Below are 24,909 nucleotides of genomic sequence, written 5' to 3'. Positions count from 1 at the left end.
TATTCAGGCTTGGAGCGCTGCGCTAAAAACTAAAGGAATCTGGGTCAGGCTGTCCGCCTTAACGATTCATATCCGTGATCCCGGGGCTGTGCTCGTTGGCCAGCTCAGGCATCATCGGTACCGGGAAGCCCTCCGGCGGCTGAATCACCTTCAGCTCCCCGCCGTTACGGCTAGGCGTCTGTCCGCTGAATATTTCGCCGATGCGGGTGGTGTCCAGCCGGAAGTTAAATTGTGCGTTATGGAAGCCCATATCGACGTATTTGCGGCATTCCGGATACTTGTTAATGTCATAGTTAGGAACCGGGAACAGCTTGGCCCAATTGACACCGAGCGTCTCCAGCGCCTTGGCGAAGGCGTTCTGATGCGCGTTGTCGCGCACGATCAGGAAGGCCAGCGTTTCGCGGAACGTCTGGTTGGTGCTCATTTCGTAAATCCGCGATTTTTGCAGCACCCCCGTCGATTCCAGAACGAGATTATCCAGGAGGTTGCTGATCAGGTTGCCATGGTCATACACGTAGTTGCCGTTCCACGGGTTGCCGGCGGCATCGACCGGAAGTGAGCTTTGGGCTCCCATAATAAAATGATGCGGGTTGGCGTGCTTGATCGCCTCGTCCAGCGGCGCGCCGTCCGACCCGGCATTGCCGGCACCTTCCGCGCCAGAACCGGTAAGAAGCTGGTTGATCGTGTGCTGCACCAGCTCGACGTGGCTGATTTCTTCCAAAAACACGCCGCGGATCAGGTCACGGAACTGGGTGTCCTTGCCACGGAAATTGTTGCTTTGGAAAAAGAATTGCATCATCGTGCGCATTTCGCCGAAGCGTCCGCCCAGCGTTTCCTGCAACACCTTAGCGGCGCTGGGATCGGGCTTGTCCGGGACGATCATGTTAATCAGGTCTTCTTTATAAAAATACATGGGGTGGAACCTCCTAAGCTCTCAGCAATAGTATCCTCCCCATTGTGGCTTTGGGGACGGGAAATTATGTACTGGATACGGTCTATATAAAAAAAGCGCAGGATCCATAACGGATCACTGCGCTTCGCTTTGTGCTGGTCTCATGCCTCCTTATCGATCAGGCGGGCTAAGGACCGTTCAGAAATTAATATCCCCAGGTTTTCGCAATGATGACAAGCAGAATAAAGAGGACGAGAATGATGCCAACGCTTGTAGACATGCCGCCACCATAACCAACTCCAGCAACTTCGCTCATCTGATATTCCCCTTTCTTGATAGGATCAGTTTATCCTATGAAAAAAACCTTCCAGCGTTGTGGACAGAGTCAGCGGTTCAAAAGACTATTTTACTCGGCAATCTCGATAGAGCCCGCGGCGGACCTGCGGATCCTCCTGTAGAAAATCGTTAGAAACATTGGAGAAACAGCGCCCGAATCAACAAAAAAGACGCGGTCTCCGAAATCCGGAAACCCGCGTCCTGTAAGGCTTATGAAAGATGCTGGTGAAGGGAATTGAACCCCCGGCCTACGCATTACGAGTGCGTTGCTCTACCCCTGAGCTACACCAGCGTGGAAAATGAAATTTTCCGAGAAACAAAAACTATTATACAACTTCTTCTACAAAATGCAATACTTCATTTGCAGCTGGAATTTATTTCAATTTGTCGCGGACCGATTGCAGCTTCTGGGCGCTGGATGAGGCTTTGTCCCGTCTGTCGTCGATTTTGACCGAAGTGGATACGCGCTGCGCGCCGGCCAGGAACGGGGCTTCGTGCAGGGCTGCAATCGCCTGCCATACATCCGGAAGAGCCCCCTCGATGATCGTGCTCATCGACGTCAGCTCGTAGCTGATCCCCTTCTGCTCCGCCAGCACCTGCTGCATCTGTGCCACATAGGAGCTCAGGCTGGTCGTGGCCGTTCCGATCGGAATGACCGTTACCTCTGCAATTGCCATGGTCGTGCGCCTCCTTTATCCTTTTGCAAGCGGATCGAACTTTATTCCTAATTTTATTGTACCCGACCATCTGAGGAATCGCAAAAGGATGGCCGCAAAATTTTTTTATTCGCGTTTTTCCTGCAAATTCCGCCCGATTTCTGCCTTTTCACCCCCCTCAAGAGACTAATCTCCAATGGTTCACAGTAGCGCCCAGGGGGTCCATCTGGTATAATTCTCATTGCTCGTCTTTTAAGAGGAACTAGGTTTACAAACACAATATATTGGGTTAAATTAGTATGAAAGCAACCAAATATAGTGGAAACAGGTGAACACGGCATGATTTGCCAGGCGTTCATAATAGGGAAGCACGGTGTGAATCCGTCACGGTCCCGCCACTGTAACCGGAAGGCCGAGAGCTCCGAGCTTTCGGCACGATGTCGGCTAAAGCCACTGTCCGTCACGAGGACGGGAAGGCGCCGAATATCGCATTTTCGGGAGTCAGGAGACCTGCCTGTTTTGTCTCACGAAAGGCCTACGAGGAATAGGTGCGTGATGCCAGTCGATATCTATACATAGGGTGATAGATATTTTTTCCCATGCTCGTAAATAGGGCGTACGGGATATAGCGGCATTTTCGTACCTGTGCTTCAGGTTCTTCGGAAATGCCTTTTGTATGGGCAAGCACAGCAAGAGCTCCCTCTTAACAGCATCGTCCTACTTTCCGTTATACCAAATATACAAACTTTGAAAGGAGATCTGCACCATGCCGCAGCTCGTTACCAAACCGAACAACCGCCAGCTGGCTTTTGATGAAATCCGTCTCTCCGTTTATGCCGACCGAATCCTGGAGGGGCTGGAGACCCTGGACAAGGAGCGCCTCCTCCGGGGCGTGCAGAGCAAACTTCGCCGCGAGGAAGTCACCGGAGACGAGATCAGCAGCGCGTTCACGATGTCGGCGCTTGAGCTGGTCACCAAGGAGGAGCCGAACTGGAAGTTTGCCGCAGCGCGCTCGCTGCTGACCTCCCTGTACAAGAAGGCCGCTTACAACCGCCGCTACAAAGCCTATCCTGACGAGCCATACGGTGCGTTCTATCCTCTCATTACCGAGCTGGTGCAAAAAGGAATCTACCGCGAGGAGCTCCTCACCTGCTATACAAAAGAGCAAATTGAAGAATTGGGCCGCTGCATCGATTACCAATGCGACCTGCTGTTCGACTATATCGGGCTGCTAACCCTGTCCGATCGCTATCTGGCGCATGATTTTGACGGACGCGTCATGGAGCTCCCGCAGGAGCGCTACATGGTCATCGCCATGTACCTGATGCACACCGAGCCGGAGGACAAGCGCCTTGAGCTCGTGAAGGAAGCCTATTGGGCGATGAGCAATCTGTACATGACCGCCGCCACACCAACGATGTCCAACGCCGGCAAGAAGGTCGCCGGACAGCTGTCCAGCTGCTTTATCGACACGGTGGACGACTCTTTGGAAGGGATCTTCGACTCCAACACCGACGTGGCCCGTCTCAGCAAAATGGGCGGCGGCATCGGCGTCTACCTCGGCAAAGTCCGGGCGCGCGGCTCCGACATCCGCGGTCACAAGAACACCAGCTCCGGCGTCATCCCTTGGATCCGCCAGCTGAACAACACAGCGGTCAGCGTTGACCAGCTCGGCACCCGCAAAGGTGCGGTTGCCGTTTACCTGGACGTCTTCCACAAGGACATCCTGGCCTTCCTGGACCTGAAGCTGAACAACGGTGACGAGCGCATGAGAGCGCATGACGTGTTCCATGGCGTATGCCTGCCCGATCTATTCATGGAGGCGGTAGAAGCCCGCAGCGAGTGGAGCCTGTTCTGCCCGCACGAAGTGAAGAAAATCATGGGCTGGAAGGATGGCAACGGCCGTCCGGCGGGTCTTGAGGATTATTATGACGAGACAGTCGGTCAAGGATCGTTCCGCGAGAAGTACGCCGAAGCGGTTGCCCACCCGCTGCTTCCAAGAATTACGGTGCCTGCGATCGACATCATGAAGCGCATCATGAAATCGCAGCTCGAGACCGGCACGCCGTACATGTTCTACCGGGATACCGTCAACCGGGCGAACCCGAACCGTGCACACGGCATGATCTACTCGTCCAACCTGTGCACCGAAATTATGCAGAACCAGTCCGCCACCGTGGTGGAAAAAGAGGAACTCGTGACCAAAGACGGCCAAACCCGGATCGTCATTTCCAAGGTTCCCGGCGACTTTGTCGTCTGCAACCTGAACTCGATTCACCTGGCCCGTGCCGTTCCGGACGATGTGCTGGACCGCCTGGTGCCGATCCAGGTACGCATGCTGGACAACGTCATCGACATCAACAACATTGAAGTGCTGCAAGCCCAGTATACGAACAGCCAATACCGCGCGGTTGGACTCGGCACCTTCGGCCTGCATCACCTGCTCGCCCTCGAAGGCATCCGCTGGGAGTCCGACGAAGCGGTTGAATATAACGACAATCTGTACGAAAAAATCAACTACCTGCTCGTCAGATCCAGCATGGAGCTGGCCAAGGAGAAGGGCCACTATCCGAAGTTCAAAGGCTCCGACTGGGAGAACGGCGCTTACTTCACCAGCCGCGGTTATGTCGACGGCGAGCATGAAGGCAAGTTCGTTACTACCGAGCAGTGGAAAGAACTCCAGCAGGAAGTGCAGCAGAACGGCGTCCGCAACGCCTGGCTGTTCGCCATCGCGCCGAACGGCTCGACTTCGATCATTGCTGGCTCCACCGCCAGCATCGATCCGCTGTACGACCTTCTGTCTTACGAGGAAAAAACGACCTACAAGATCGCCAACCCGGCTCCGGACCTGTCCGAGAAGACGATCTGGTATTACAAAACGGCATTCCTGATCGACCAGCATTGGTCCATCAAGATGGCCGCGGCGCGTCAGCGCCACATCGACCAGGCGCAAAGCTTCAACCTGTACGTTCGTCCGGATATCCGGGCGACGGAATTCCTGGAGCTTCACCTTCACGCTTGGAAAGCCGGCATCAAAACAACGTACTACGTCCGGAGCCGTGCGCTGACGATTGAAGAGTGCGAGTCGTGCGCGTCGTAAACGTTATAATAGCCTAAAACCTTTTTCGATCCCTCCCAAACCCTCCCTTCCAAGCTTATGCTTTCGAAGTGAGCTTCCCTTCGGGAAGCTTTTAGGAGGGCCCCGAGGGCGCTGCCCTCTGGACACCCGGAATGTTGGCGGATGACCGGCGGGTGGCGGATTGTGATGTGAATATGTGCTGTGAGTCGCTTTCGTCCCCCTCTGCTCCGCAGGTTATGGGGGACACGCTTTTACGTTTGAGCGGTGCGTGTGATGGTCTCCTCGATTCTCGGAGACCACGCTCGTCGCGCGGCTTTGCTCCCTGTTTTGGCTTTGCCAAAATACGGGAGGCTCGCCACGCGTCCGACTAAAACTGCCAACTAAAACTGGAAATCACTACTGCATCAAGTGTGGCTGACTATCTGAAACCTTACGTTAAAGATCACTGGTATAGATCAACTGATATGGATTACAGCATTCTGCGGTGGATGTTGATATATATGAGCAAGTCAAAACAGAAGTACGAGGAGGAATCGAGTATGCAAATGCAAAAGATTTTTAACACCGAAGCGCCGAACCGCTCGACCCGCATCATCGAGGGAGAATGCTCAGGCATTCTGAACTGGAACGATATCCGCATGCCCCATATGTATAAATTGTATAAGGTTCTGCTGCTGAACCACTGGATCGCCGACGAAATCCCAATGGCCAAAGACGCGCAGCAGTTCGTGAACCTCGATCCGGAAGAGCAGCGCACCTTCAAGATCAACATTTCTTTGCTCGCCGTGCTGGACTCGATGCAAACGATGTTCATCGGCGACGTAAAGCGTTATTTTACCGACTCCTCGCTGGAGGCCATCTCGGCCATCATCGGTCAGCAGGAAGTCGTACACAACCAATCTTACTCCTACGTGCTGTCTTCCATCGTTTCGGAGCAGGAGCAGAAAGAAATTTTCGAATACTGGAAGCATGATCCGGTGCTGCTCGACCGCAACCGTTTCATCTCGGAAATCTACCAGGAATTCCGCGACGAGCAGAATCCGCAAACCTTCTTCAGAGCGCTCGTGGCCGACCTGATCCTGGAAGGCGTTTTCTTCTACAGCACGTTCGCCTTCTTCTACAACCTGGCCCGCGACCAGAAGATGATGGCGACCAGCCAAATGATCTCCTACATCCAGCGCGACGAGAACCAGCACTGCTACTTCTTCGGCGAAGTGTTCAAGCAGCTGCTTAAGGATTTCCCTGAGCTGAACACGAAGGAGAACATGGACTACGTCTACCGCACGATCGACCGGGCGGTAGAGCTGGAGACCAATTGGGCACACTACACGCTCAGCGAGGTCAAGGGCATCGACCTGAATGAGCTGTCCGACTACATCAAATACATCGCCAACAAACGCCTCAAAATGATGGGAATGGAAAAGGGCTACGAAGGCGTGGACTCCAACTGCATGCCGTGGATCCGTCCTTTCTCCGACGAAGCGCTTAACGCCACCAAAACGGACTTCTTCGAAGCCAAGTCCCGCAACTACGGTAAGGTCGGCGACGACAACGGATTCGACGATCTGTAAGCCGTTCGCCTATAACGTTATAGATTCGCAACAACCGGGAAGCGCAGCCGCTGCGCTTCCCTTTTTAATGGGATCGTGTATGATGGAACAAAAGATACTGATCCGCATGTTACCGTTTGGAAAGGAGCTGCCCGTGAATAAATCCTTAAAGGCTGTATTGTTTCTTGTCGTATCCGCGATTCTAACCCGGCTGATCCCGTTCTCCTCCTGGTTCCGCACCCTGGATACGATGATTCATGAGTTCGGCCATGCGGTCGTCACCCTGCTGCTCTCCGGAAGGGTTCTGCGCATCGAACTCAATGCCGATCACAGCGGGACCACCTACTCCTATTTATCCACCGGCTGGAGCTCCGTGCTCGTCTCGCTGTCGGGGTATACGATCGCTTCCATCTTCGCAGTGCTTCTGTTCTACGGGTACGCCAAACGCAGGCAGGCCGCCGGGCTGATCCTGATCACGATGCTGGCTGCCGTCAACCTGCTCTTTTTTGTCCGGAACAGCTACGGCGTTTGGTGGCTTGTCATCTTTATGGCGCTGAACATCGTGTTTTATTTGCTGGGCAGCACCGTGCGCAATCTCTATTACCTTCTGCTCGCCTTCCTTTGCTTGGAGGAATCCGTCGTCGGGCCGCTCACCCTGGCGATCACTTCCCTGACCAACCCGCGGCAGGCCGGTGACGCGGCCAACCTGGCTCATATGACCGTGCTCCCCGCCATCGCCTGGTCGGTGCTGTTTCTGCTGTTTGCGCTTTGGTGCACCACTCAAAGCCTTACCCTGTTTTGGCGGAAGCCCGCGCGAAAGCCTACTGCAAATACCAGCGTGCGGACCGGATAAAACTTACGCAGTTTCGAATTCGCTCAACCCAAAAAGGCTTGTCCCACACGTATGTGGGCGCAAGCCTTTTCTGCGTTTATAGAGCCTTCGTATGAATTGGATCAGCGGCGCCGTGGCGTCAGCTGCTCCGTCTTCTGCCAAAAATCAGCGACAGGATAAACAGGATCAGGAAGACGAAGAACAGCACCTTTGCGACGCCAACCAGCGCAGAGACGATGCCGAAGAAGCCGAAAATCGCAGCTACGATGGCAATGATCAAAAACAATATCGCGAGTCCGATCATCGTGATCACCTTTCTTTCGTTAGAATGTGGTACTTGTTTTTAACCCTGAATCGGAGATTTGAACCTTGAAAAATGCCCCAGATCCGCATATAATTTGTCCGTACTTGAACTGTTCAATATTGAACAAATTAATAGACGAAAGGTTGCCTGAACCATGGATCATCAAGAGCGCCAAGATCCGCAAATCAAGCTGGCCGCCGAAGTCGTTCAATCCTTTACCGGTATTCAGCAGCGCCTCCTGGAGTTTACGCGCAGCAACGCGGAGAGCCTGGGACTAACCGTGCTGCAGCTCGCCATCCTGAACACACTGTATACCGCGCCCGGCATGACGCTAAAGGAATTAACCGAACGCCTCTCTTCTCCCAAAAGCACCATCAGCGTTCAAGTGGAGGGCCTCGTCCAATCGGGACTGGTAGACCGCGTCATCTCCGAGACGGACCGCAGGGAGGTCAAACTGAGCCTTTCCGCAGATGGACGGGAGCGTTCCCTTCAGTCTGCGGTTAAGCCACGCTCCTACCAGGCCATGGGACATGCCCTCGAGCAGATTCCTGCTTCCGATGTTGAGAGCCTGCTCCGTATTCACCAAGAAATACAGAAGTTTCTGGAGGAGTACGCATCCAGGTAAGGGATGTACGTATATTGTGCTTTTCATCGGTTTACGCTATACTAAACCGCAAAGAACTGAACAGTGACATTACGCCGATGAACAGCATCCAACTGTGAGGCGTTTTCGACCGGAGCGGATGGCGTTTCCCGTGTGTGCACAGCATGACGGCAGCGGCTGCACCATCCCTCTCTAAGTTAACCGGCATCCGTCCGTTATCGCGGAACCAAGCGGATCGGCACTGTCTTCGGCAGGCCGGTCAAATTGGGTGGCACCGCGAGCAAGCGCTCCTCGTCCCAAGGGATGAGGGCGCTTTTTGCTTTTTTACAGGACAAAGGGACAAAGGAGACGGTAACGATGCTAAACATTCAATTCATCCGTGACCATCAGGAGCAGGTACAGCAAGTCGCGGAGCAAAAAAACATTCCCTTTCAGGTGGACGATCTGCTGGAATGGGACGAGAAGCGAAGAAGGCTGCTGCAGGAGACGGAATCGCTCAGGGCGCAGCGCAATGAGCTGACCAAGAGCATCGCGGGATGGCTGAAGCAGGGCCAGGACGAAGCTGCGGAGCAGGTTAAGGGCCAAGTTAAGGAAATTAATCGCAGCCTGGACGGCTGCGAAGCCGGTCTGCGCGAGGCAACCGGTAAATTTGAGGAACTGATGCTCCTCGCCCCCAACGTTGTCTCGGAGGATACGCCGATTGGCAGGGACGACAGCGACAATGTGGAAGTCCGCCGGATCGGGACGCCGCGGGAATTCGATTTTGAGATGAAGGACCACGTCACACTCGGCGAGCTGCACGATCTGTTCGATATTCCGCGCGGGGTCAAGACGGCGGGCAGCCGCAGCTATTATTTGAAGGGGGCCGGCCTGTTCCTTCATCTGGCCGTGCAGAAGCTGGCGATTGACCTTCTGGCCTCGCGCGGATTTACGCCGATGGACGTGCCGGTCATGGTCCGTCCCGAGGCGCTGGCGAGGTCGGGATTCTTCCCAACCGGGAAGGATCAGACCTATGAGCTGGCCGGTGAGGACAAGTGGCTCGTCGGCACTTCGGAAGTGTCGCTGGTATCGTACTACAGCGACGAAGTGATCGACGCCGCCCTCCCGATCCGGCTGGCGGGCGTGTCGAGCTGCTTCCGCCGGGAAATCGGCTCGGCGGGCCGGGACGTACGCGGCTTGTACCGCGTCCACCAATTTGCCAAGGTTGAGCAGGTCGTCCTCTGCGAAAACGATCCCGCGGCGTCGGAGGCGATGCTTCAGGAAATCACCGGGCATGCCGAAGAGATCCTGCAGCTGCTGGAGCTTCCTTACCGGGTGATGGCCGTCTGCACCGGAGACATGTCGCAGAAGACGTATAAGCAGTACGACATCGAAACCTGGATGCCGAGCCGCGGAGCTTATGGCGAAACCCATTCGTCGTCGAATCTGCTGGATTTCCAGGCCCGGCGCTCGAACATCCGCTACCGCGATGCGGAAGGCAGGCTGCAGTACTGCCACACGCTGAACAATACGGCCGTGGCTTCGCCCCGCATTCTGATCCCGCTGCTCGAAAACCATCAGCAGGAAGACGGCTCGATTTACATCCCGAGCGCCCTTCGGCCGTATATGGGCGGTATCGATAAGCTGGTGCCCCCGGCCCCGGAGCTGAGTAACCGTGGGTGAATCATTTTGATATGAGAACCGGGACTGGGGCTGGCAAAAGCGGTGAGAAACCCGGAAAACCCGAAATGCAGAGGATCATCCGCTAGGGGGATCCGCCTGCTTGCCGGGAAAGAAGAACGGCACCTATACTGGTGTAAAGAAATCATTTTCAAGCGGAGGTGGTTGGAATGAGCGCCCACGATATCGGAACCGAATATTTCCGGGTGATCAATGATAAATTCGCCGAGCTGAAGCTTTCCGCCGAAAAGGCGATCGCGCAGGTTCCGGACGATAAGCTGAATTGGTCGTTAAACGAAGACTCCAACAGCATCGCGGTTATCGTCCATCATTTAAGCGGGAACATGATTTCCCGATGGACGGACTTCCTTGAGTCCGACGGGGAAAAAGATGGCCGCGACCGGGACCGCGAGTTCGAGGGCAACGTCGCCTCGAGAGAAGAGCTGCTGGATATCTGGAACCGCGGCTGGGACGTCTTTCTGCAGGCGCTCGGCTCCCTCGGCAGCGAGGACCTGCTCCGGACCGTCTACATCCGGGAAAAGCCGCATTCGGTGCTGGAAGCGATCGAACGGCAGGTATCGCACTATTCCAGCCATATCGGCCAGATCATATACGCCGCCAAGCAGATCCAATCGGACGCTTGGGAGACGCTGACGATTCCGCGCCGAAAGAAATAGCGGAGGAACGACAGCTTCTATCGGCGAATTTTCCCCACAAAAATTGACCTGCAAAAAAAAAAAAACGGGACCAACCGGCATAATAACGCCGGGTGGATCCCGTTTTTTTATCATTTACAAGCTTTTCCCCTTCACCGCATGCCGCTCTTCGATACGGTATACCTTCCATATGATCACGGCTACGCCCCAGATGGCCAGAAACGCTACCACCAGGAAAATACCAAGGTTGCCGAAGTCGATGCCAGCGATCACATCCCAAATGCCGCCGGACAAATGGAGCTTCTCCATCGTAATCTGCACCAGCTCTACTGCACCGACCGCAAGGGCGGCCACCACCGAAATGGCCGTGACGATCAGGTTGTAGTAGACCTTCCGGACCGGGCGGTCGCCGGCCCAGGCATAGCTCTTGGTCATCATGAGGCCGTCCAGCGTATCGAACAGGCTCATGCCGGCCGCAAACAACAACGGCAGCGCAATAATGCCGAGAACTGGAACCTGCTGGTTCGCCGCCCCCGCCGACATCGTCAGCAGCGAGATCTCGGTGGCCGTGTCAAAACCGAGGCCGAACAGGAAGCCGATCGGGTAAATATGCCAGCTTTTTGTGACCAGCTTGAACCATCTGCCCAAATAACGCGTAAAGAAGCCTTTCGCTTCGAACATTTCCTCCAGCTCCGCTTCCCCGAGCCGGTCTTCCCGAATTCGACGGAACGTGCGCCAGAGCTGGGCAAACAGCATGATATTGAGCACGGCAAGGAACAGCAGGAATACCCCTGACACGGTCACCCCGATAATGCCGCCGATTTCCTGCATGCCGGACATATGTTTGGCGACAAAGCGTGCGGAGATGGCCGTCAGCACCGCCAACAGGAAGACGACCGTCGAGTGCCCCAGAGAGAAGAAGAAACCTACGCCCCGGGAGTCCCTTTTCTGCGCTACCAATTTGCGTATCGTGTTATCGACCGCGGCGATATGGTCGATATCAAAAGCATGGCGGACGCCAAAGACGTATGCCGCAATTCCCATGCCGACAAAAGCCGGATGGTCGGGCGCCACCGTAAATAAGGCGAGCAGCCCCAGGACATGGATCATGGCCACGCCCAGCATGTAACGGTTCCAAATAAACTTCATGTTTCCATCTTTCACCCTTCATTCATAGGTATGTATCCTGAGCTTGCCGTTTCCATCCTGCTGTCTAGTCCTAGTTTATCCTCAAACCTCCTAAAATGGTATCTTCCATTTGCAAAGGCTTACAAACATAAGAGGAGACTGCGAATCTCCCTTCTTCCCTGAATAGAACAGCATCCAAATGAAATAGCTTCCTAGTGTCCAGTTTGTGTTCCATTCAGGTAAATCAAAAGGGACGAAGGGAAAGAGTTTTCCTCTTTTCACTTCGTCCCTTATTATTACTGCCTATCTTGGGGCATGCTCATGCTTAAGACGGGTTCTTGGCCAAATCCGCCGCCTGCGCAGGAGTCAGTGCGCCATCGTACACGCGCAGCTCGTCGATCAGCCCTTTAAACGGCGGATCCCACCAGTTGACGCCCAGGCTAAAGCTTGCCTTCGTGCCGGTAAACCAGTCCGGGAAGTTCGCTCCCTTGAACTTCTGCACTCCGTTCACGTACACAGTCAGCGTGCCGTTTTCCACGGAAAAGGCCAGATGCGACCATTCGCCGGTCGGAATGGTCAGTCCGGTCGCCCCGTCATACCAGCTCGTGCTGCCCGACCAGACCATCGTATTGTTGGCGACGGCTCCCCGGGGTACGAGGCTCACCCAATGGTCGCTGTCCTTCGCGCCGAAGAAAGCCGTCGTATACGTCGTCAGCTCCTCCGGTTTGATCCACAGCGCAACCGAATAGGCGTTGCTTGAGATCAGTCCGTCCGGCAGCCGGATCCCGGAGGCTCCGTCGAACTTGGCGGCCTGGCCTTGTCTGCCCTCAGCGAAGGTGATGCTGCCGCCGGACTTGTCAATCCGGTCGCCGGTCACCGTACCTGCGGCAAACCGCCCCTGACCGTCCGCAAAGTTGCCCTCAAGGCCGTAATAAGCGGACAGCTTGGCGTCCTGGTACGGCAGAACGCTCACCGTAAAGGACTTCGTCAGCGTCGTGCCGCCTTTGGTGATCGTCGCAGTCAGCACCGCTTGGGCCGGCGCGCCGCCCGCCGGGCGGTGCACCTCGCCTGCGGCCGATACGACGGCTTCGTCCGAGCTCTTCCAGGTAATCGTGGTGTGCCGGGTTCCTTCCGCCGGAAGGGCCAGGTCTGACACGATCTTCGCCGTATCCCCCAGACTCAGATCGTTGTATACGTCTTTAACCAACGCCTGATCGGCTTTGTCTTCAAGCCGGCTGCCCCAGACCGCCACGCCCTCCCGCGAAGAAGCCGTGAAGGTCATAACGTAACGCTCCGACACCGGATCCCAGCCGCTGGCGAAGACGCCCTTGTACACGGAACCGGCAATGACAAGCTCCGCCTCGTTGTGCCCGGTCTTCTTCCAAGTGCCGGTCACGTCGCCCGAGATCGTGTTGTCCTTGTTCAGCCGGATATATACGGAGGACTGGATCTCCGCCGTTGTCCCTTTTCCGTGGTTGATGAACTTATATTCCCCGATCAGGTCCTGACGGTCCACCTTACCCAGCGTTTCCCCTGCATACCGGTATGGAGCGACCACCGGCCAGCCGTCGGCGTTCATGTACATTTGATGCACCCGCACCTCATGCGCTTCGCCCATCTGCGGGAAACGGGTATGGAAGACGAGGAACCGCTTGCCGGTCGCGTCATCCAGCAGCACGGAGTTATGCCCCGGGGACACATAGCCGACGCCGATGCCGGTGCCCGGATCGCCCACGTCTCTGGCAAACAGGTAGTTCCCCATCAGCTTGTTGCCGTACGGCGCGTTATCCGTGTCTCCGGGCAGAACGGCGTTCTGGCCCTGGGCATCCACATACGGTCCGTCCGGGTTCTTCGCGCGGAACACCCGCATGTTGTAACCGCCGTCGGCTCCGAGCCAGCCGTAGGTCATGTACAGGTAGTAGTAGCCGGTGGTTTTATCGTATACCACGTACGGACCTTCACCCGATTTGCCGTAGCCTCCGGCCACCTTCGTGCCGAAATACCGGTCCACCAGGCGTCCGTCGGCGGTCGTGCTGTCTTTGCCGGGATATTTCACCTTGCCGGTCTTCGGGTCCACGGGCAGGACGAAGATACCGCCGGACCAGGAGCCGTATGACATCCAGAGCTGCCCGTTTTTGTCGTGGTACAAGTTCGGATCGATCGCATTCGGATACGTGCCGTTGGCATACGACCCGCCAGCGTTGAACCAGGCGCCGCTTGCCCCGCTAAGCTGTCCGGCGTCGATCAGCTTCGGAATGTTCGTGTTCGTCCACTTTTTATTGATCACACTGTCCTTATCCTTGGCATCGCCCTCCGTAAAGCCGGAGTATACCAGGGTATCGACATATTGATAAGGCCCTTCGATCTTTGGCGACACGGCAAACCCGATGGCCGACCGGATATACGTCGAGGACGTGCAGTAGTACAGCATATAGGCACCCTTGGTGCCGTCCGCATTCACATATTCGGGATTCCAGAACACGTCGGGAGCCCACACAGAAAAGCCGCCCTTGCTGTCCGAATCATTCTGACCGGCCCAGGCGAACGACCCGGCCAAATTTTGCGCCAGATCGCCGTACAGCACGTTGCCCGGCGTCGTATACCCGTTCGTAAAACGGGACCAGCTCTGCAGGTCCTTCGATTGGGCCGCCTCAATATGCGAACCGAATACGTAATACGTATCCCCGTCCTTCACGATGGATGGATCGTGTACGGATACATTTTGATATACCGGCGGCTGTCCCTGCTGCTCCTGCGTCTTGCCGCCTTTCTGGGCCGTACGGTCCGGCCCGGTGCCGAACACCTGGCCCGGAACCGTGACGAACAGCATCACCATCAACAATGCCGAAACCCACCTTCTGTTCATGTTTGCTCCCTCCAAAAAATAAAGTCTTCAAAAATAAGATCATTCAGCCTTTGACGAAAACGCATTCATTGATCCGCTCAGCGCTTCTTCATGGTGGCGCCTGCCGCGGCCCAGCGACCGATCCCTCCTTATCTACCGCTTCATTAACCTGTAAACCGCTTTCATTTTTTATTTAAATAAAACTAAAATGTTTTAATTAATCATATAGTGACGGGCAGTAAATTTCAATTGATTTTGGAAAATATTTAACTTAACGTTGCTGAAATGACTGTTATCCTCTTCATTTATTTTATAAAAATATAAAATAAAAAGGAATGAGACTCCAAAGCCCCATTCCTTTCGCCCGTTCAAGTATTCAGCTGTAAACCACGGCTTCAGCCGCTCCACCCTGCACGTTTTTCAAATCGCTCCTACGCCGCAGTACAACGCCTGCTTATTCCCAATAAAACGGTCCCTTCCCCTGCAGCCGGGCAAGGCCTTCCACGAAGAAAAAGTCGCCGTAAATCAGCGGCACATCCACGTTCGTTTGGTTCGGATAATGGCTCGTCCCATGCAAAATGAGGCCTTCCTGCGCATGATCGTCAAAAGCGCCGTAGTTCACGTACAGCGACTCCAGCATGCGCACAGCCGGCTCACGGTAGACGGCCGCTTCCAGCTCACCCACCTGCTCCGACAGCAGGAGCAGCCCGCTGGCCGCGCACGCACCGGCCGAGGAGTCGCGGTACTGCCTTTCTTCCAGCGGCGCCCGGAAATCCCAGTGTGGCACGTGGTCCTCCGGCAGATTGGCAAGGAAGAAGTGGGCGACGCGCTTGGCCGTGTCCAAATAGGCTTGCTTGCCGGTATGATGATAGGCCAGCGTCAGGCCGTATATGGCCCAGGCCGTGCCGCGGGACCAGGCTGACTCCGGCGCATAGCCCTGGCCGCCGAGGCCGCCGATGCGCTCGCCCGTGTCCGGGTCGTAGCGCATGATATGATACACGGAGCCGTCCGGCCGGACAAAGTCGGCGGCCACCGTGTCCATATGCGCCTCAGCGATGTGGCGGTACCTCGGATCGCCGGTCATGGCGGATGCCTGGAACAGCAGCGGCACGTTCATGGCGCAGTCGATGATGGCGACGCCGGCGTTATCCTCGCCTGCGGACCACGGATTCCAGGCGCGGATGAACCGGCCTTTCAAATTAAAGCGGGCAGCCAGGTAATTGGCCGCCTTGAGCGCCCTCCGCTTCGACTCCTCGCTTCCCGTCAGCTTGTAGGTAGCCAGGCTCGTCAGCGTCCACATAAATCCCAGGTCATGGTCGAGACGGGTGTAGCCGTCCAGTACTTCATCGAGCCGCGCCTCGCATTCCTCGGCGATCCCCCGCAGGCGCTCGTCCCCGCTGCCGTTATACAGCAGCCAAAGCAGCCCCGGCCAGAAGCCCGCTGTCCACCAGTGCGGGGGTTCCAGCACATACTCGCCGTTTTGGCTGGCATGGGGAAATCCCGCCCCGATGCGCTGGCTCGTGCGCCGGACTTTATCCAGCGCCTTGCCCCAAGCTTCATTTACCCATACCGTTTGCGCGGCCTGTTCCGTCATATTCATTTCCGATCCCCGCTTTCCTCGTCATTTGGCTCAAACTCGAAGGTGACAACGGCCCGGATGGAGGGCTCCGGCTTCCGGACCGTCAAATCGATCGTGTACCATTCGGCCTCGCATCCGTCATGGTCCATAAACACCCGCCGGGTGATCTCCGGCGAGAGCACCCCGCCGTCATAACGCATGATCAGCTTCAGGCCCTGCTCTCCTGATCCTTGAAGCTCGATCCGGTCCCCCGCAAGCCGCGGCCGGACGCGGGTGACAAACCGCTCCACCACCGAGCTTGGCGCTCCCGCAAACCGGTACTCGTCCGTGAGCGCCAGACTCGGCAGCCCGTCCCGCATCTCCCAGCGGAGCGCGCGTCTTAGACTTTCCAGCCCCGCGTATCGGTAAGCTTGCGTGAGGTCCACGTTAAACACAGCTCCAGCCTCATCCGCAAAAGCCTCCTCGACCACCGCGCGGCTGTCCTCTCCTTCGGCCTGATACTGGCCGCCGACGATCGGCACGCTGTGTCCCTGCGAGCCGTTGCAGTCGTAAGTGTAGCGCTCCGGTCCGAAATACGACTTCGTGTATTCCCCGCTGCCGAGGTCGGCGAGGAAAAACTCGCCGTCCCCGTACAGAATAAACTGCCCGAGGTCGTTATGGTTGTGGGGCTCGGCGTTATGTCCGCCTTTGGCCGCAAAGCCGAACGCGCAGCCAGGGCCGGCATGCCGCCAAGTCAGCCACTGGGCGTCGGGCAGATAGCCGAAGTACGACCCCCACTCGCCCTGCGCCGGCTCCCCGCTCCGCCACAGCAGATTCCGGATGGCCGGCGCCCAGCGGCTGCAGTGATCCTCGGTATACCCAGCCCGGAGGCGGGCCGGCGGCCGCTGGAACTCTGGATACAAGCCGGCCAGATAATCCGACAGCCCCGGCTGAATGCTGCCGCTTGGCCTGGAGTCGGAGAAGTTCGCCACCGCGCTTCCGCCGAGAAAGCATTTTTGCTGAAACAGCGCGATGCGGCGGACCTTGCCGCTGGCGAACCAGTCCAGCCGTTCACGGGACCGCTTCCGGAGCAGATCGGCGTAGTACGTAAAATAACCGAATCCGTAATTCCAGTACCCCAGCCCTTCCTGACAGGCGCCGTCTTCACCGAACCCCGTCAGGTAGCTGTTCATGCTTCTCTCGGCCTTCGCCAGGACGGCCGCCAAACGATCCGCATCCTCCATCAGCAGCAGCGCCGCCGCGCCGATCGAGCCGGCGCACACGGCGGACCAGTTATGCACGGCCGACTCCCAGTGAAACGACTGGGCCAAATACGGCTCGAACAGGCGTCGATGCACTTCGTCCCGAATCCGGCTCCGGATCAATGGCGGCAGGCCGTCGCCCGTCAGGCACAGCAGCTCGCTCAGCGCAAAGCCGGTTTCGGCGCTGAACAAATCGATCTCGCCCCCGGCGTCCCCTTCTCCCAGGTGCGCGGGCAGACACCAGGTATACTCCTCCAAGATGAGCCACAGCGTATCGCACAGAGCCTCGCGGTATTCATCCCGCTCCGGCTCAAGCATCATCAGAATCGCAAAGGTATTCAGCCGGCGGCGCCGCTCGAAATACACCCGCTCATAGCCGAGCCGGCGCCCGGTGCGGGCAAAGTCGGCATACAGCGAGTACGTTAATACCGGCAGCGGCAGTCCCAGCAGCCGCTGTCCTTCGGCCTGGATTTCGCCCCGGTCCGCTTCATACAGGTCCGAAGTCCGGACCTTCTGCCAGAAACGGGCCGCGTCCCCGTCCGGGTAATACAGGTCCAATCCGGCGGGAGCCATGTCACGGACCACTTCCTCCAGAGACGGACTTCCTTGCTCATGACAGGATGATGATTCCAGCAATTGTCGCTTCCTCCTCTCTCATGCGGCCACAGCCTCACCGCAGCCGGCTCCGGTACTCCACCGGGGTCACGCCGGCGTAAGATTTGAATGTCTTAATGAAATAGCTTTGATTGTCATAGCCCAGCTGCTCACAAATTTCCCCGACGGTCGCTCCCGTCCGGTCCAGCAGTTCCTGGGCCCGCATCATTTTGAGCCGGGTCACGTATTCGATGAAGGTGCTCCCCGTCTCCTTCTTGAACAGCCGGCAGAAGTAGCTCGTGTTCATGTGGAGGTGCTCCGCCACCTCGTCCAGCGAAATCCGGCTGTGCAGCCGCCGCGTAACGTACACGCAGGCTTCTGTAATTTCGGGTCTTCTGCCGGACTTATGGCCGCCAAAACCGGTCGCCGCCCACGACTCCAAGTGCCCGTTCAGCCAGGCATGAAGATCCGCAAGCGAATCGATGTCCGCGATTTCCTTGTGGAGCGTATCCGCGGACGATGCCGTCGAAACGGAAGGGATGGCTTGAAGCTTCAGCTTCAAATCCAGCAGCAGCTTGAGGACCCAATCCTTCACCGTCTCCGGCGGATACCGCTCCTTGCGGATCCTCGCGGTCCAAGCGGCCGTCGCCGACCGGATCGCCTGCGGCTCCCGGTCCAGCAAAGCCCCGCGCAGCTCGCCGAGCGCGTCATCGTAGAAGCTGAACAGTTCCCGCGGCGGCAGGTCATCCCCTCCCGGCTCCGGCTCCAGCTTCGGTCTGGAGGCGCGCAGCTTCACGGTTTCCCCGGGCTCCAGATAGAAACGCAGCCCGCCCGAGGCCAGCAGCCCGCCAAGCGTCTGCTTCAAGCTCTCCGGCGAGGCGCAGGGCTCGCCGATGCACAGCGACATGTCAACCTTAAGTACTTTTCGCAGCGCGGACTGGATTTCCTTCAGCATCTGCGCCGTTTCTTCATAAAAATTCCGATGGAGTCCCGGCTTGCCGGAGAAAAACAGCAGCCAGGTTTTGGCATCATAGCCCGCGTGTACCCCGCATGGTGCAAAGTTCTCCAGCACTTCCTTCATGACGTTGCCGACGGCAAAGCGCAGTGTTTGGTCTGAGAAGAAGCGGTATTTCACCAGCCGGTAATTCTCCAGAAATCCAGCGACCGGCAGGGTGTACTCGCCTTCCCGTAGCAGGCCGTACTCCGCTGCCTCCTTCCTCCAGTTCTCCGGGGACAGCAGGGGCAGATCGATGAGGTTTTTCAGGCTCTGTTCCTTCCGCAGCTCCTTCGCCTCATCATACATGCGCTTCATCCGGCTGTGCTCCCAGCCTGCCTGCTTCTCCTCATCCATCGCCTGCTTGAACCGGGTAAGCCGCTGTACCAGATCCTCCGGGTCAAGCGTGTCCTTCAGCAGATAGTCCTGTACGTTCAGCCGGACGGCCTGCTGGGCATACTGAAATTCGCTATGGCAGGACAAAATGGCGATCTGCACGGCGGGATTCAGCTCCCGGATGCGTCCCGACAGCTCCAAGCCGTCCATCTTGGGCATCCCGATATCCGTAATGAGGATATCCGGGGTCTGGCGCTGGGCCTGCTCCCAGGCGCTCCATCCGTTCTCATGGGTGGACATCAGCCGCAGCCCGAGCTCCTCCCAGCGGATCGTCTCCGACAGCAGCTCAATCACGGGGTAATCATCGTCAGCCAGCATGACATTATACATCCCGCAGCCCCTCCTTCCGTGGAATATGCATCTCAATCACGGTTCCGGCTCCCGGCTCGCTGTTCACGCAAGCCTTGAAGCCACCGCCGAACATCATGTTCATCCGCTCCGCCACATTGGGCAGGCCAATGCCTGAAAAGGAGCCGCTAGACGGGGAAACCTTCGCTGCATAGGAGGCTCCGTTCAGAATCCGCATCAGCTCCTGCCGCCGCTCCTCTTCCATCCCTGCACCATCATCGGCGACCGTAAGAATGATCCGTTCCACCTCCGTCGCCGCCCGAATCGATATCGTGCCTGCCTGGCGGCTCAGCCCATGGATCATCGCATTCTCGACCAGGGGCTGCAGGAAGAAGCGCGGAACCTTGATCAGAAAAGCCTCCGGATCAATATCCAGCTGCAGCACGGCCTCCTCCTTCTGCCGCAGGTTCATCAGGGCGACGTAATGGGAAATCAAATCGATCTCCTCATGCAGCAAAATTTCATCATTCTCGCGGCTGATCGTCATGCGGAGCAGGACCGACAGCGAGCCAATCATCTTGGCGCTCTCCGGATCGCCGCGCTTCATCACCTTCATGCGGATGGAATTTAACACGTTGAACAAAAAATGGGGATGAATCTGCGCCTGCAGCATTTTAAGCTCGGCCCTTCGCTTGCGGGCCTGGTGGTCCGATACCTCGGCGATCATTTCTTTGACCCGATCCAGCATCTGGTCAAACAACAGTCCGAGCCGCCCGATCTCATCATTGCCGGCCACGCCCGAACGAACGTCCAGGTTGCCGCGCTGCACCGCGTTCGTCACTTTGCCAAGCCGGACGAGCGGCGTCGTGAACCTGCGGACCAGCACGATCAGCAGCAGAAGGAACACGAAGAAAGAGATCATTTCGAACAGGAACACCTTGCTGAAGATGGCATTCAGGTCCACGATCGCGTCCTGGTACGGCTGCATCAGCACGAGATGCCAGCCGTTCATCGGGATCTCCTGCTCCACCACCAGGAATTTCTCCCCGTCGATCCGTTCAATCGAATACGGCTTGGTCCTCTCATTCAGTTCGGCATAAGCAAACTTCCTGCCGATTTGGCCGGCCGGCCCCGATACGATCGTACCCGAGCCGTCTACCATCAGCACCCGGTTCCCCTTGGAGAGCCGGTCAAAGATGCCGCTGACCTGATCCTCCACCCAAGACACCACCACATAGCCGTAAATTTCCGAATTGGCCAGCCGCAGCGACCGGGCAATGGACAGCTGATAGGGGTGATCGGCTTGATCCTGCACGTAGACGGTTCGCTCGGGTCCGGTCCAATAAGACTCCAGCCCTCTCAGCTCCTTAATCTGCCTGAACCAGGGCTGCCGGGTCAGGTCCGGCGGATTGTAATCGCTTACGGAATAATTCATGTAATACGCCCCGTTTGTCAGCAGAACGGTCACATACGTCTGCTCGCCAACCACCGTCAGGCTGTCGAGCTGCTCCAGCACCCGGTTCGCCTCGGTAAACCGGCGGTACGGATCCTTCTCCTCATTGCCTGAGGCGACCTGCTTGAAGTAGGTGTTCAAACCGGAATTGACCTGAATGTAGTTGGCAATGTTCAGCTTGCTGGACAGCAGGTTCGTGACGGATCCGGCCACCAGCTGCAGCGAATCCCTCGCGTTAGACACGGCCTGCCGCTTCACCGCCTCCCGCGATAAGCCGTTGTACACGACCAGGCTGATGACCGCGGGAACGACGATGCAGACAATCGACGCGAAGATAAGCTTATGACGGATCGAGCGAAGCGCCAAGTGCCGCAACCGGTTGATCATGATGGTCCCTCCAGGGTACAAAAAAGGGACGAAATAACCGTCCCCCGTTTTTGGATCATATTATACCAAAATTATTTTTGGTTGGATTCGATGATTTTGTTCACACGCTCCTGCGAGTTTTTCACTGTCTCATCGATATCCTGGTTGCCGAGAATCAGCTTCTCGTATTCCTCGTTGACCGCTTTGAACACTTCGGCCTGGTAGGAGGCCGGCGGCACGATCGCTGATGCTTTCGAGGCGACCAGCGTGTCGACCAATGACTTCTTGTCGACCTTCTCCGGGCTTTTCGTGCCGGCGAGGATCGTATCGATGATCTGCTCCACCTGGTCGCTCTTCACCTGGCTCCAGGCCGGAATATTTTTACCCTGAACCGTCTGCCCTTCGGTCGTGTACCAGCGCACGAACTTGTAGGCTTCTTCCTTGTGCTTGGACTTGGCGGCGACGGCGACATAATCGGTCGTGACCGGGGTTATGCCTGTGGGATCGCCTTCTTTGTTTTTCGGGAACGGCGCGACGGCGACATTAAACTCCAGCGGCACCTTATCGGTCCCGCCGATCTCGGTATTCATCCAGCTGCCGATCACGATCATGCTCGCCGATTGGTTAAAAAACTGCGTCCGGTAATTGAGCTTCTGCGAAATCATGTCGGTATACGGAACAGAGGACTGGTCTTCTTTTTCCATTTTCAGCCGCAGCTCCAGCGTCGCCCGGAAATTGGGATCATCCAGATTCGAGGAGCCGTCGGCCTTGAGAAAGTCGGAGTTTTCCGGCTGATTCTCCATCTTCAGCTTCAGGAACTCCAGCCAGCCCCCGCCCTGCGGGCCGTGGAAGTACGTGCCGTAGCGCTTGCTTGCGCCCTCGCCCTTGGTGAGCTTTTTCGCATAATCAGCAAACTGGTCCCATGTCCAATCGGTCGGCACGCTCAGGCCCGCTTCATCCAAATGGTCCTTGTTCAATAGCACGTACCATGGGTTGAACTTGCCCGGCAGCGCGTACACCTTGCCGTTCAGGCGGGTATCGACTTTATAATCCGTCTCTTCCTTATAACCGTCCTTGGCAATGTAGTCGTCCAGAGGCTCCGCCATGCCCAGTGCCACACGCTGTGCGTATCCAGCCGGATCGCTGAACATCAGGATGTCCATCTGCGCGGAGGACGCCGCCTCCAGGTCCAGCTTTTTGGAAGCCTCCTGCGTATCGCCTTTTTCGCTGAGCTGCACCAGCTCGATCGTGACGCCGGGGTTGGCGTCTTCGTAGGCCTTGAGCGTCTTGCTCCAATTGTAAGCTTCCTCGGTTCCATAGGTGTATAATCTCAGGTTGACCTTGTCCTGGCCGCCGCTGGATCCGCCGGAGCCGGAAGCCCCTTCGCTATCCCCGCCGCCGCTTCCCCCGCAGCCCGACAGCAAACTGATCAGCAGCATGCCGGCTGCCGCGCCGGTAAGCCATCTTTTTCTCTTCATCCCTCAATAACCTCCCTTGGATTATACGCTTTGATTATACCGGGGCCATTCCCCCGGCCCATGACGCTAAATTGACCGTTGATCCTGCTATTTTGACGGATGCTAACCCTTGACGCCTCCGAGGGCGATGCCCGCGATGACGTTTTTTTGCCCAATGATAAAAATCAGCAGCAGCGGGAAAATGGCGGATACCGCCGCGGCCATGATCAGCGAGTAGAACTCCCCGCTTAAAGACGTAAACTTCTGCATTGCCAGCGGAATCGTAAACAGCCGGTCGCTCCGCAGGAAGATCAGCGGATTCTGGTAATCGTTCCATGTCCAGATAAAACGCAGAATGGCGTAGGTCGCCACCGCCGGCTTCACGAGCGGCAGCGCGATCGAGGAGAAGATGCGGGGATGGCCCGCGCCGTCGATTTTCGCCGACTCGATGAATTCCTGATGAATGCCCATAAAGAATTGGCGGAGCATGAACGTGCCCAGCACGCTGAAGCTGCCTAGAATAATGAGGCCGAAATGGCTGTCGAACAAGCCGATGTTGCGGTACAAAATAAACTGCGGAATCAGGATCGCCTGCCCCGGAATCATGTAGGTGACCAGCACGATCATGAACAGCCAGCGCCCGGCGGCAAACTGGATTTTGGAGAAGCCGTAGGCGGCCAGGGCCGACGCCGTGCAGGAGATCAGCGTCGTCAGCACGCTGACCTTGATCGAGTTCCAGTAATAGAGATAAAAAGGGTAATCGCCGAACCACACCTCTTTATAATTCGCCACCGCGTTCCATTTCCTTGGAATCCACTGGATCGGGTAGACGAAGACGTCCTTTTCAATCTTGAAGGAAGTGACCAGCATCCAGATGAACGGCATCAGAAACAGGATGCTGACCGCCAGCATGACCACGGTGATGACCAGCCTGCGCCAGTCGGGCCCGGTACGTGTCGTCATTTTCTGTCAGCTCCTTTCGCTTAGTAATTGACCCATTTCTTCTGGGCGGACCACTGTCCGAGTGTTATCAGCATGACAAAGGCAAAGAGAACCGCGGCGATCGCCGAAGCGTAGCCCACCTTCAAATTGACGAATGCCGTGTCGTACAGGTACCAGACCATCATCGTCGTGGAGCCCACCGGGCCGCCCTGCGTCATCACCGCAATGATATCGAACACCTTGAACGTTGAAATAATGCCCGTCACCATCAGGAAAAAGGACGTCGGCGACAGCAGCGGCACCGTAATCCGGGTGAATTTCGTCCATCCGTTAGCGCCGTCGATGTCAGCCGCCTCGTACAGGTCGCGCGGGATCGACTGCAGCCCGGCGATATAAATGATCATGTTGAAGCCGATGGAGATCCAGACCGAGATCATCATGATCGACAGCAGCGCAAAATGCGGATCGGCAATCCATTTTGGCGGATGATGCACCCCAATCGATTTGAGCAGTTCGTTGATCGGGCCGTAGGAGGGCTGGAACAGCACCTGCCAAACGACGGCGACCGCGACGACGCTTGAAATATAAGGCATGAAGTAAGCGACCTTGAAGTAGCTCTTCATGTACACGAACCGGTCGATCAGGATGGCGAGCACCATTGAAATGAGCATGTACACCGGCACGGTCAGCAGAAAGATGACATTATTGCGGACCGATTTAATAAACATGTCATCATGAAGCAAATTTCGAAAATTTTCAAACCCGACCCAGCGGATGCCGTTCCACCCCTGCACAAAGTTCCAGTCGGCGAACCCGAGCACCATGGTTGCGACGATCGGCACCAGCACGAGGATGAGCACCCCGAGCAGCATCGGGCTGATGAACAGCATTCCCCACAGCGTTTCGCCCCGCTGGAGGGATCCGGTTTTCCGGGTGCGTTTTCCTATGCCCGGCGGCGCTGCCGCAGCCGTTTCCATTCGTTGTTCCAAGTTCCACACCTCGTTTCATCTGCGTTCCTTAAAGCCTGATTTGATTATAAGAAAAACGTCGATCGACGT

At 56.7% G+C, this 24,909-nt stretch carries 19 protein-coding genes, 1 tRNA gene and 1 riboswitch; of the genes, 6 read left to right on the top strand and 14 right to left on the bottom strand.

All coding sequences use genetic code 11. From position 1 onward, the window contains the following. Positions 1–58: 58 nt before the first annotated feature. The 4 genes from FHS19_RS24340 to FHS19_RS24325 form a co-directional block, all read right to left on the bottom strand. The gene (locus FHS19_RS24340) at positions 59–913 is read right to left on the bottom strand and encodes a manganese catalase family protein (RefSeq protein ID WP_183584366.1); all 855 of its coding nucleotides are present in this window, start codon (positions 911–913) and stop codon (positions 59–61) included. Between the two features lie 184 nt (positions 914–1,097). After that, positions 1,098–1,208 (bottom strand): sporulation protein YjcZ, encoded by a 111-nt coding sequence (locus FHS19_RS24335; RefSeq protein ID WP_076172829.1) that lies wholly within the window; start codon positions 1,206–1,208, stop codon positions 1,098–1,100. Positions 1,209–1,448: 240 nt separating this feature from the next. Further along, a tRNA-Thr gene (locus FHS19_RS24330) sits at positions 1,449–1,520 on the bottom strand. 82 nt (positions 1,521–1,602) lie between these two features. Then, on the bottom strand, positions 1,603–1,905 hold the full coding sequence (locus FHS19_RS24325; protein ID WP_076172827.1) for an MTH1187 family thiamine-binding protein: 303 nt from the start codon (positions 1,903–1,905) through the stop codon (positions 1,603–1,605). 288 nt (positions 1,906–2,193) lie between these two features. Then, a riboswitch (cobalamin riboswitch) is annotated at positions 2,194–2,416 on the top strand. A 234-nt stretch (positions 2,417–2,650) separates the two neighbouring features. Between FHS19_RS24325 and FHS19_RS24320 the strand changes: the two genes are divergently transcribed. The 3 genes from FHS19_RS24320 to FHS19_RS24310 all read left to right on the top strand — a co-directional run bounded on the left by FHS19_RS24320 (position 2,651) and on the right by FHS19_RS24310 (position 7,366). Further along, a complete protein-coding gene (locus tag FHS19_RS24320; RefSeq protein ID WP_183584365.1) occupies positions 2,651–4,984 on the top strand; it encodes a ribonucleoside-diphosphate reductase subunit alpha in 2,334 nt (777 codons plus the stop codon). A gap of 518 nt (positions 4,985–5,502) precedes the next feature. Beyond that, positions 5,503–6,534: a ribonucleotide-diphosphate reductase subunit beta gene (locus FHS19_RS24315; protein WP_183584364.1), complete on the top strand. Its 1,032-nt coding sequence runs from the start codon at positions 5,503–5,505 to the stop codon at positions 6,532–6,534. Between the two features lie 133 nt (positions 6,535–6,667). Then, positions 6,668–7,366 carry a M50 family metallopeptidase gene (locus FHS19_RS24310; RefSeq protein WP_183584363.1) on the top strand — a complete coding sequence of 233 codons (699 nt, stop codon included), beginning with the start codon at positions 6,668–6,670 and terminating at the stop codon, positions 7,364–7,366. Between the two features lie 118 nt (positions 7,367–7,484). On the opposite strand, the gene FHS19_RS24305 is transcribed toward FHS19_RS24310, so the two are convergent. Next, a complete protein-coding gene (locus FHS19_RS24305) occupies positions 7,485–7,649 on the bottom strand; it encodes a DUF1328 domain-containing protein (protein ID WP_076172824.1) in 165 nt (54 codons plus the stop codon). Between the two features lie 154 nt (positions 7,650–7,803). On the opposite strand from FHS19_RS24305, the gene FHS19_RS24300 reads away from it, so the two are divergent. From FHS19_RS24300 to FHS19_RS24290, 3 genes are all read left to right on the top strand, one after another. Then, positions 7,804–8,274 (top strand): MarR family winged helix-turn-helix transcriptional regulator, encoded by a 471-nt coding sequence (locus tag FHS19_RS24300; protein ID WP_183584362.1) that lies wholly within the window; start codon positions 7,804–7,806, stop codon positions 8,272–8,274. 336 nt (positions 8,275–8,610) lie between these two features. Further along, on the top strand, positions 8,611–9,915 hold the full coding sequence (gene serS / locus FHS19_RS24295) for a serine--tRNA ligase (protein ID WP_183584361.1): 1,305 nt from the start codon (positions 8,611–8,613) through the stop codon (positions 9,913–9,915). 167 nt (positions 9,916–10,082) lie between these two features. Then, the gene (locus tag FHS19_RS24290) at positions 10,083–10,589 is read left to right on the top strand and encodes a DUF1572 family protein (RefSeq protein ID WP_183584360.1); all 507 of its coding nucleotides are present in this window, start codon (positions 10,083–10,085) and stop codon (positions 10,587–10,589) included. Between the two features lie 114 nt (positions 10,590–10,703). Here FHS19_RS24290 and FHS19_RS24285 read toward each other — a convergent pair whose 3' ends face one another. The 9 genes from FHS19_RS24285 to FHS19_RS24245 all read right to left on the bottom strand — a co-directional run bounded on the left by FHS19_RS24285 (position 10,704) and on the right by FHS19_RS24245 (position 24,828). Further along, entirely contained in the window at positions 10,704–11,717 is a 1,014-nt protein-coding gene (locus tag FHS19_RS24285) for a HoxN/HupN/NixA family nickel/cobalt transporter (protein WP_183584359.1), read from the bottom strand. A gap of 304 nt (positions 11,718–12,021) precedes the next feature. Beyond that, on the bottom strand, positions 12,022–14,562 hold the full coding sequence (locus tag FHS19_RS24280) for a LamG-like jellyroll fold domain-containing protein (RefSeq protein WP_183584358.1): 2,541 nt from the start codon (positions 14,560–14,562) through the stop codon (positions 12,022–12,024). Between the two features lie 433 nt (positions 14,563–14,995). After that, entirely contained in the window at positions 14,996–16,135 is a 1,140-nt protein-coding gene (locus FHS19_RS24275) for a glycoside hydrolase family 88 protein (RefSeq protein WP_376771966.1), read from the bottom strand. A gap of 2 nt (positions 16,136–16,137) precedes the next feature. Further along, positions 16,138–17,997: a heparinase II/III family protein gene (locus FHS19_RS24270; protein ID WP_246426786.1), complete on the bottom strand. Its 1,860-nt coding sequence runs from the start codon at positions 17,995–17,997 to the stop codon at positions 16,138–16,140. Positions 17,998–18,031: 34 nt separating this feature from the next. Next, positions 18,032–19,675, bottom strand: a complete 1,644-nt coding sequence (locus FHS19_RS24265; RefSeq protein WP_183584356.1) for a response regulator transcription factor — start codon at positions 19,673–19,675, stop codon at positions 18,032–18,034. After that, positions 19,668–21,473, bottom strand: coding sequence for a sensor histidine kinase (locus FHS19_RS24260; RefSeq protein WP_183584355.1), 1,806 nt, complete (start codon positions 21,471–21,473; stop codon positions 19,668–19,670). Before FHS19_RS24260 ends, FHS19_RS24265 begins: the two co-directional genes overlap by 8 nt. Before the next feature lie 71 nt (positions 21,474–21,544). Continuing rightward, the gene (locus tag FHS19_RS24255; protein ID WP_183584354.1) at positions 21,545–22,930 is read right to left on the bottom strand and encodes an ABC transporter substrate-binding protein; all 1,386 of its coding nucleotides are present in this window, start codon (positions 22,928–22,930) and stop codon (positions 21,545–21,547) included. A 102-nt stretch (positions 22,931–23,032) separates the two neighbouring features. Further along, a complete protein-coding gene (locus tag FHS19_RS24250; protein WP_105445697.1) occupies positions 23,033–23,872 on the bottom strand; it encodes a carbohydrate ABC transporter permease in 840 nt (279 codons plus the stop codon). A 20-nt stretch (positions 23,873–23,892) separates the two neighbouring features. After that, positions 23,893–24,828, bottom strand: coding sequence for a carbohydrate ABC transporter permease (locus FHS19_RS24245; protein ID WP_183584591.1), 936 nt, complete (start codon positions 24,826–24,828; stop codon positions 23,893–23,895). Positions 24,829–24,909: the final 81 nt, after the last annotated feature.

The sequence above is a fragment of the Paenibacillus rhizosphaerae genome (genome assembly GCF_014192015.1).
GTDB classification, from domain to species: Bacteria; Bacillota; Bacilli; order Paenibacillales; family Paenibacillaceae; genus Paenibacillus_AQ; species Paenibacillus_AQ rhizosphaerae.
This window is presented reverse-complemented; position numbering and strand designations above follow the sequence as displayed.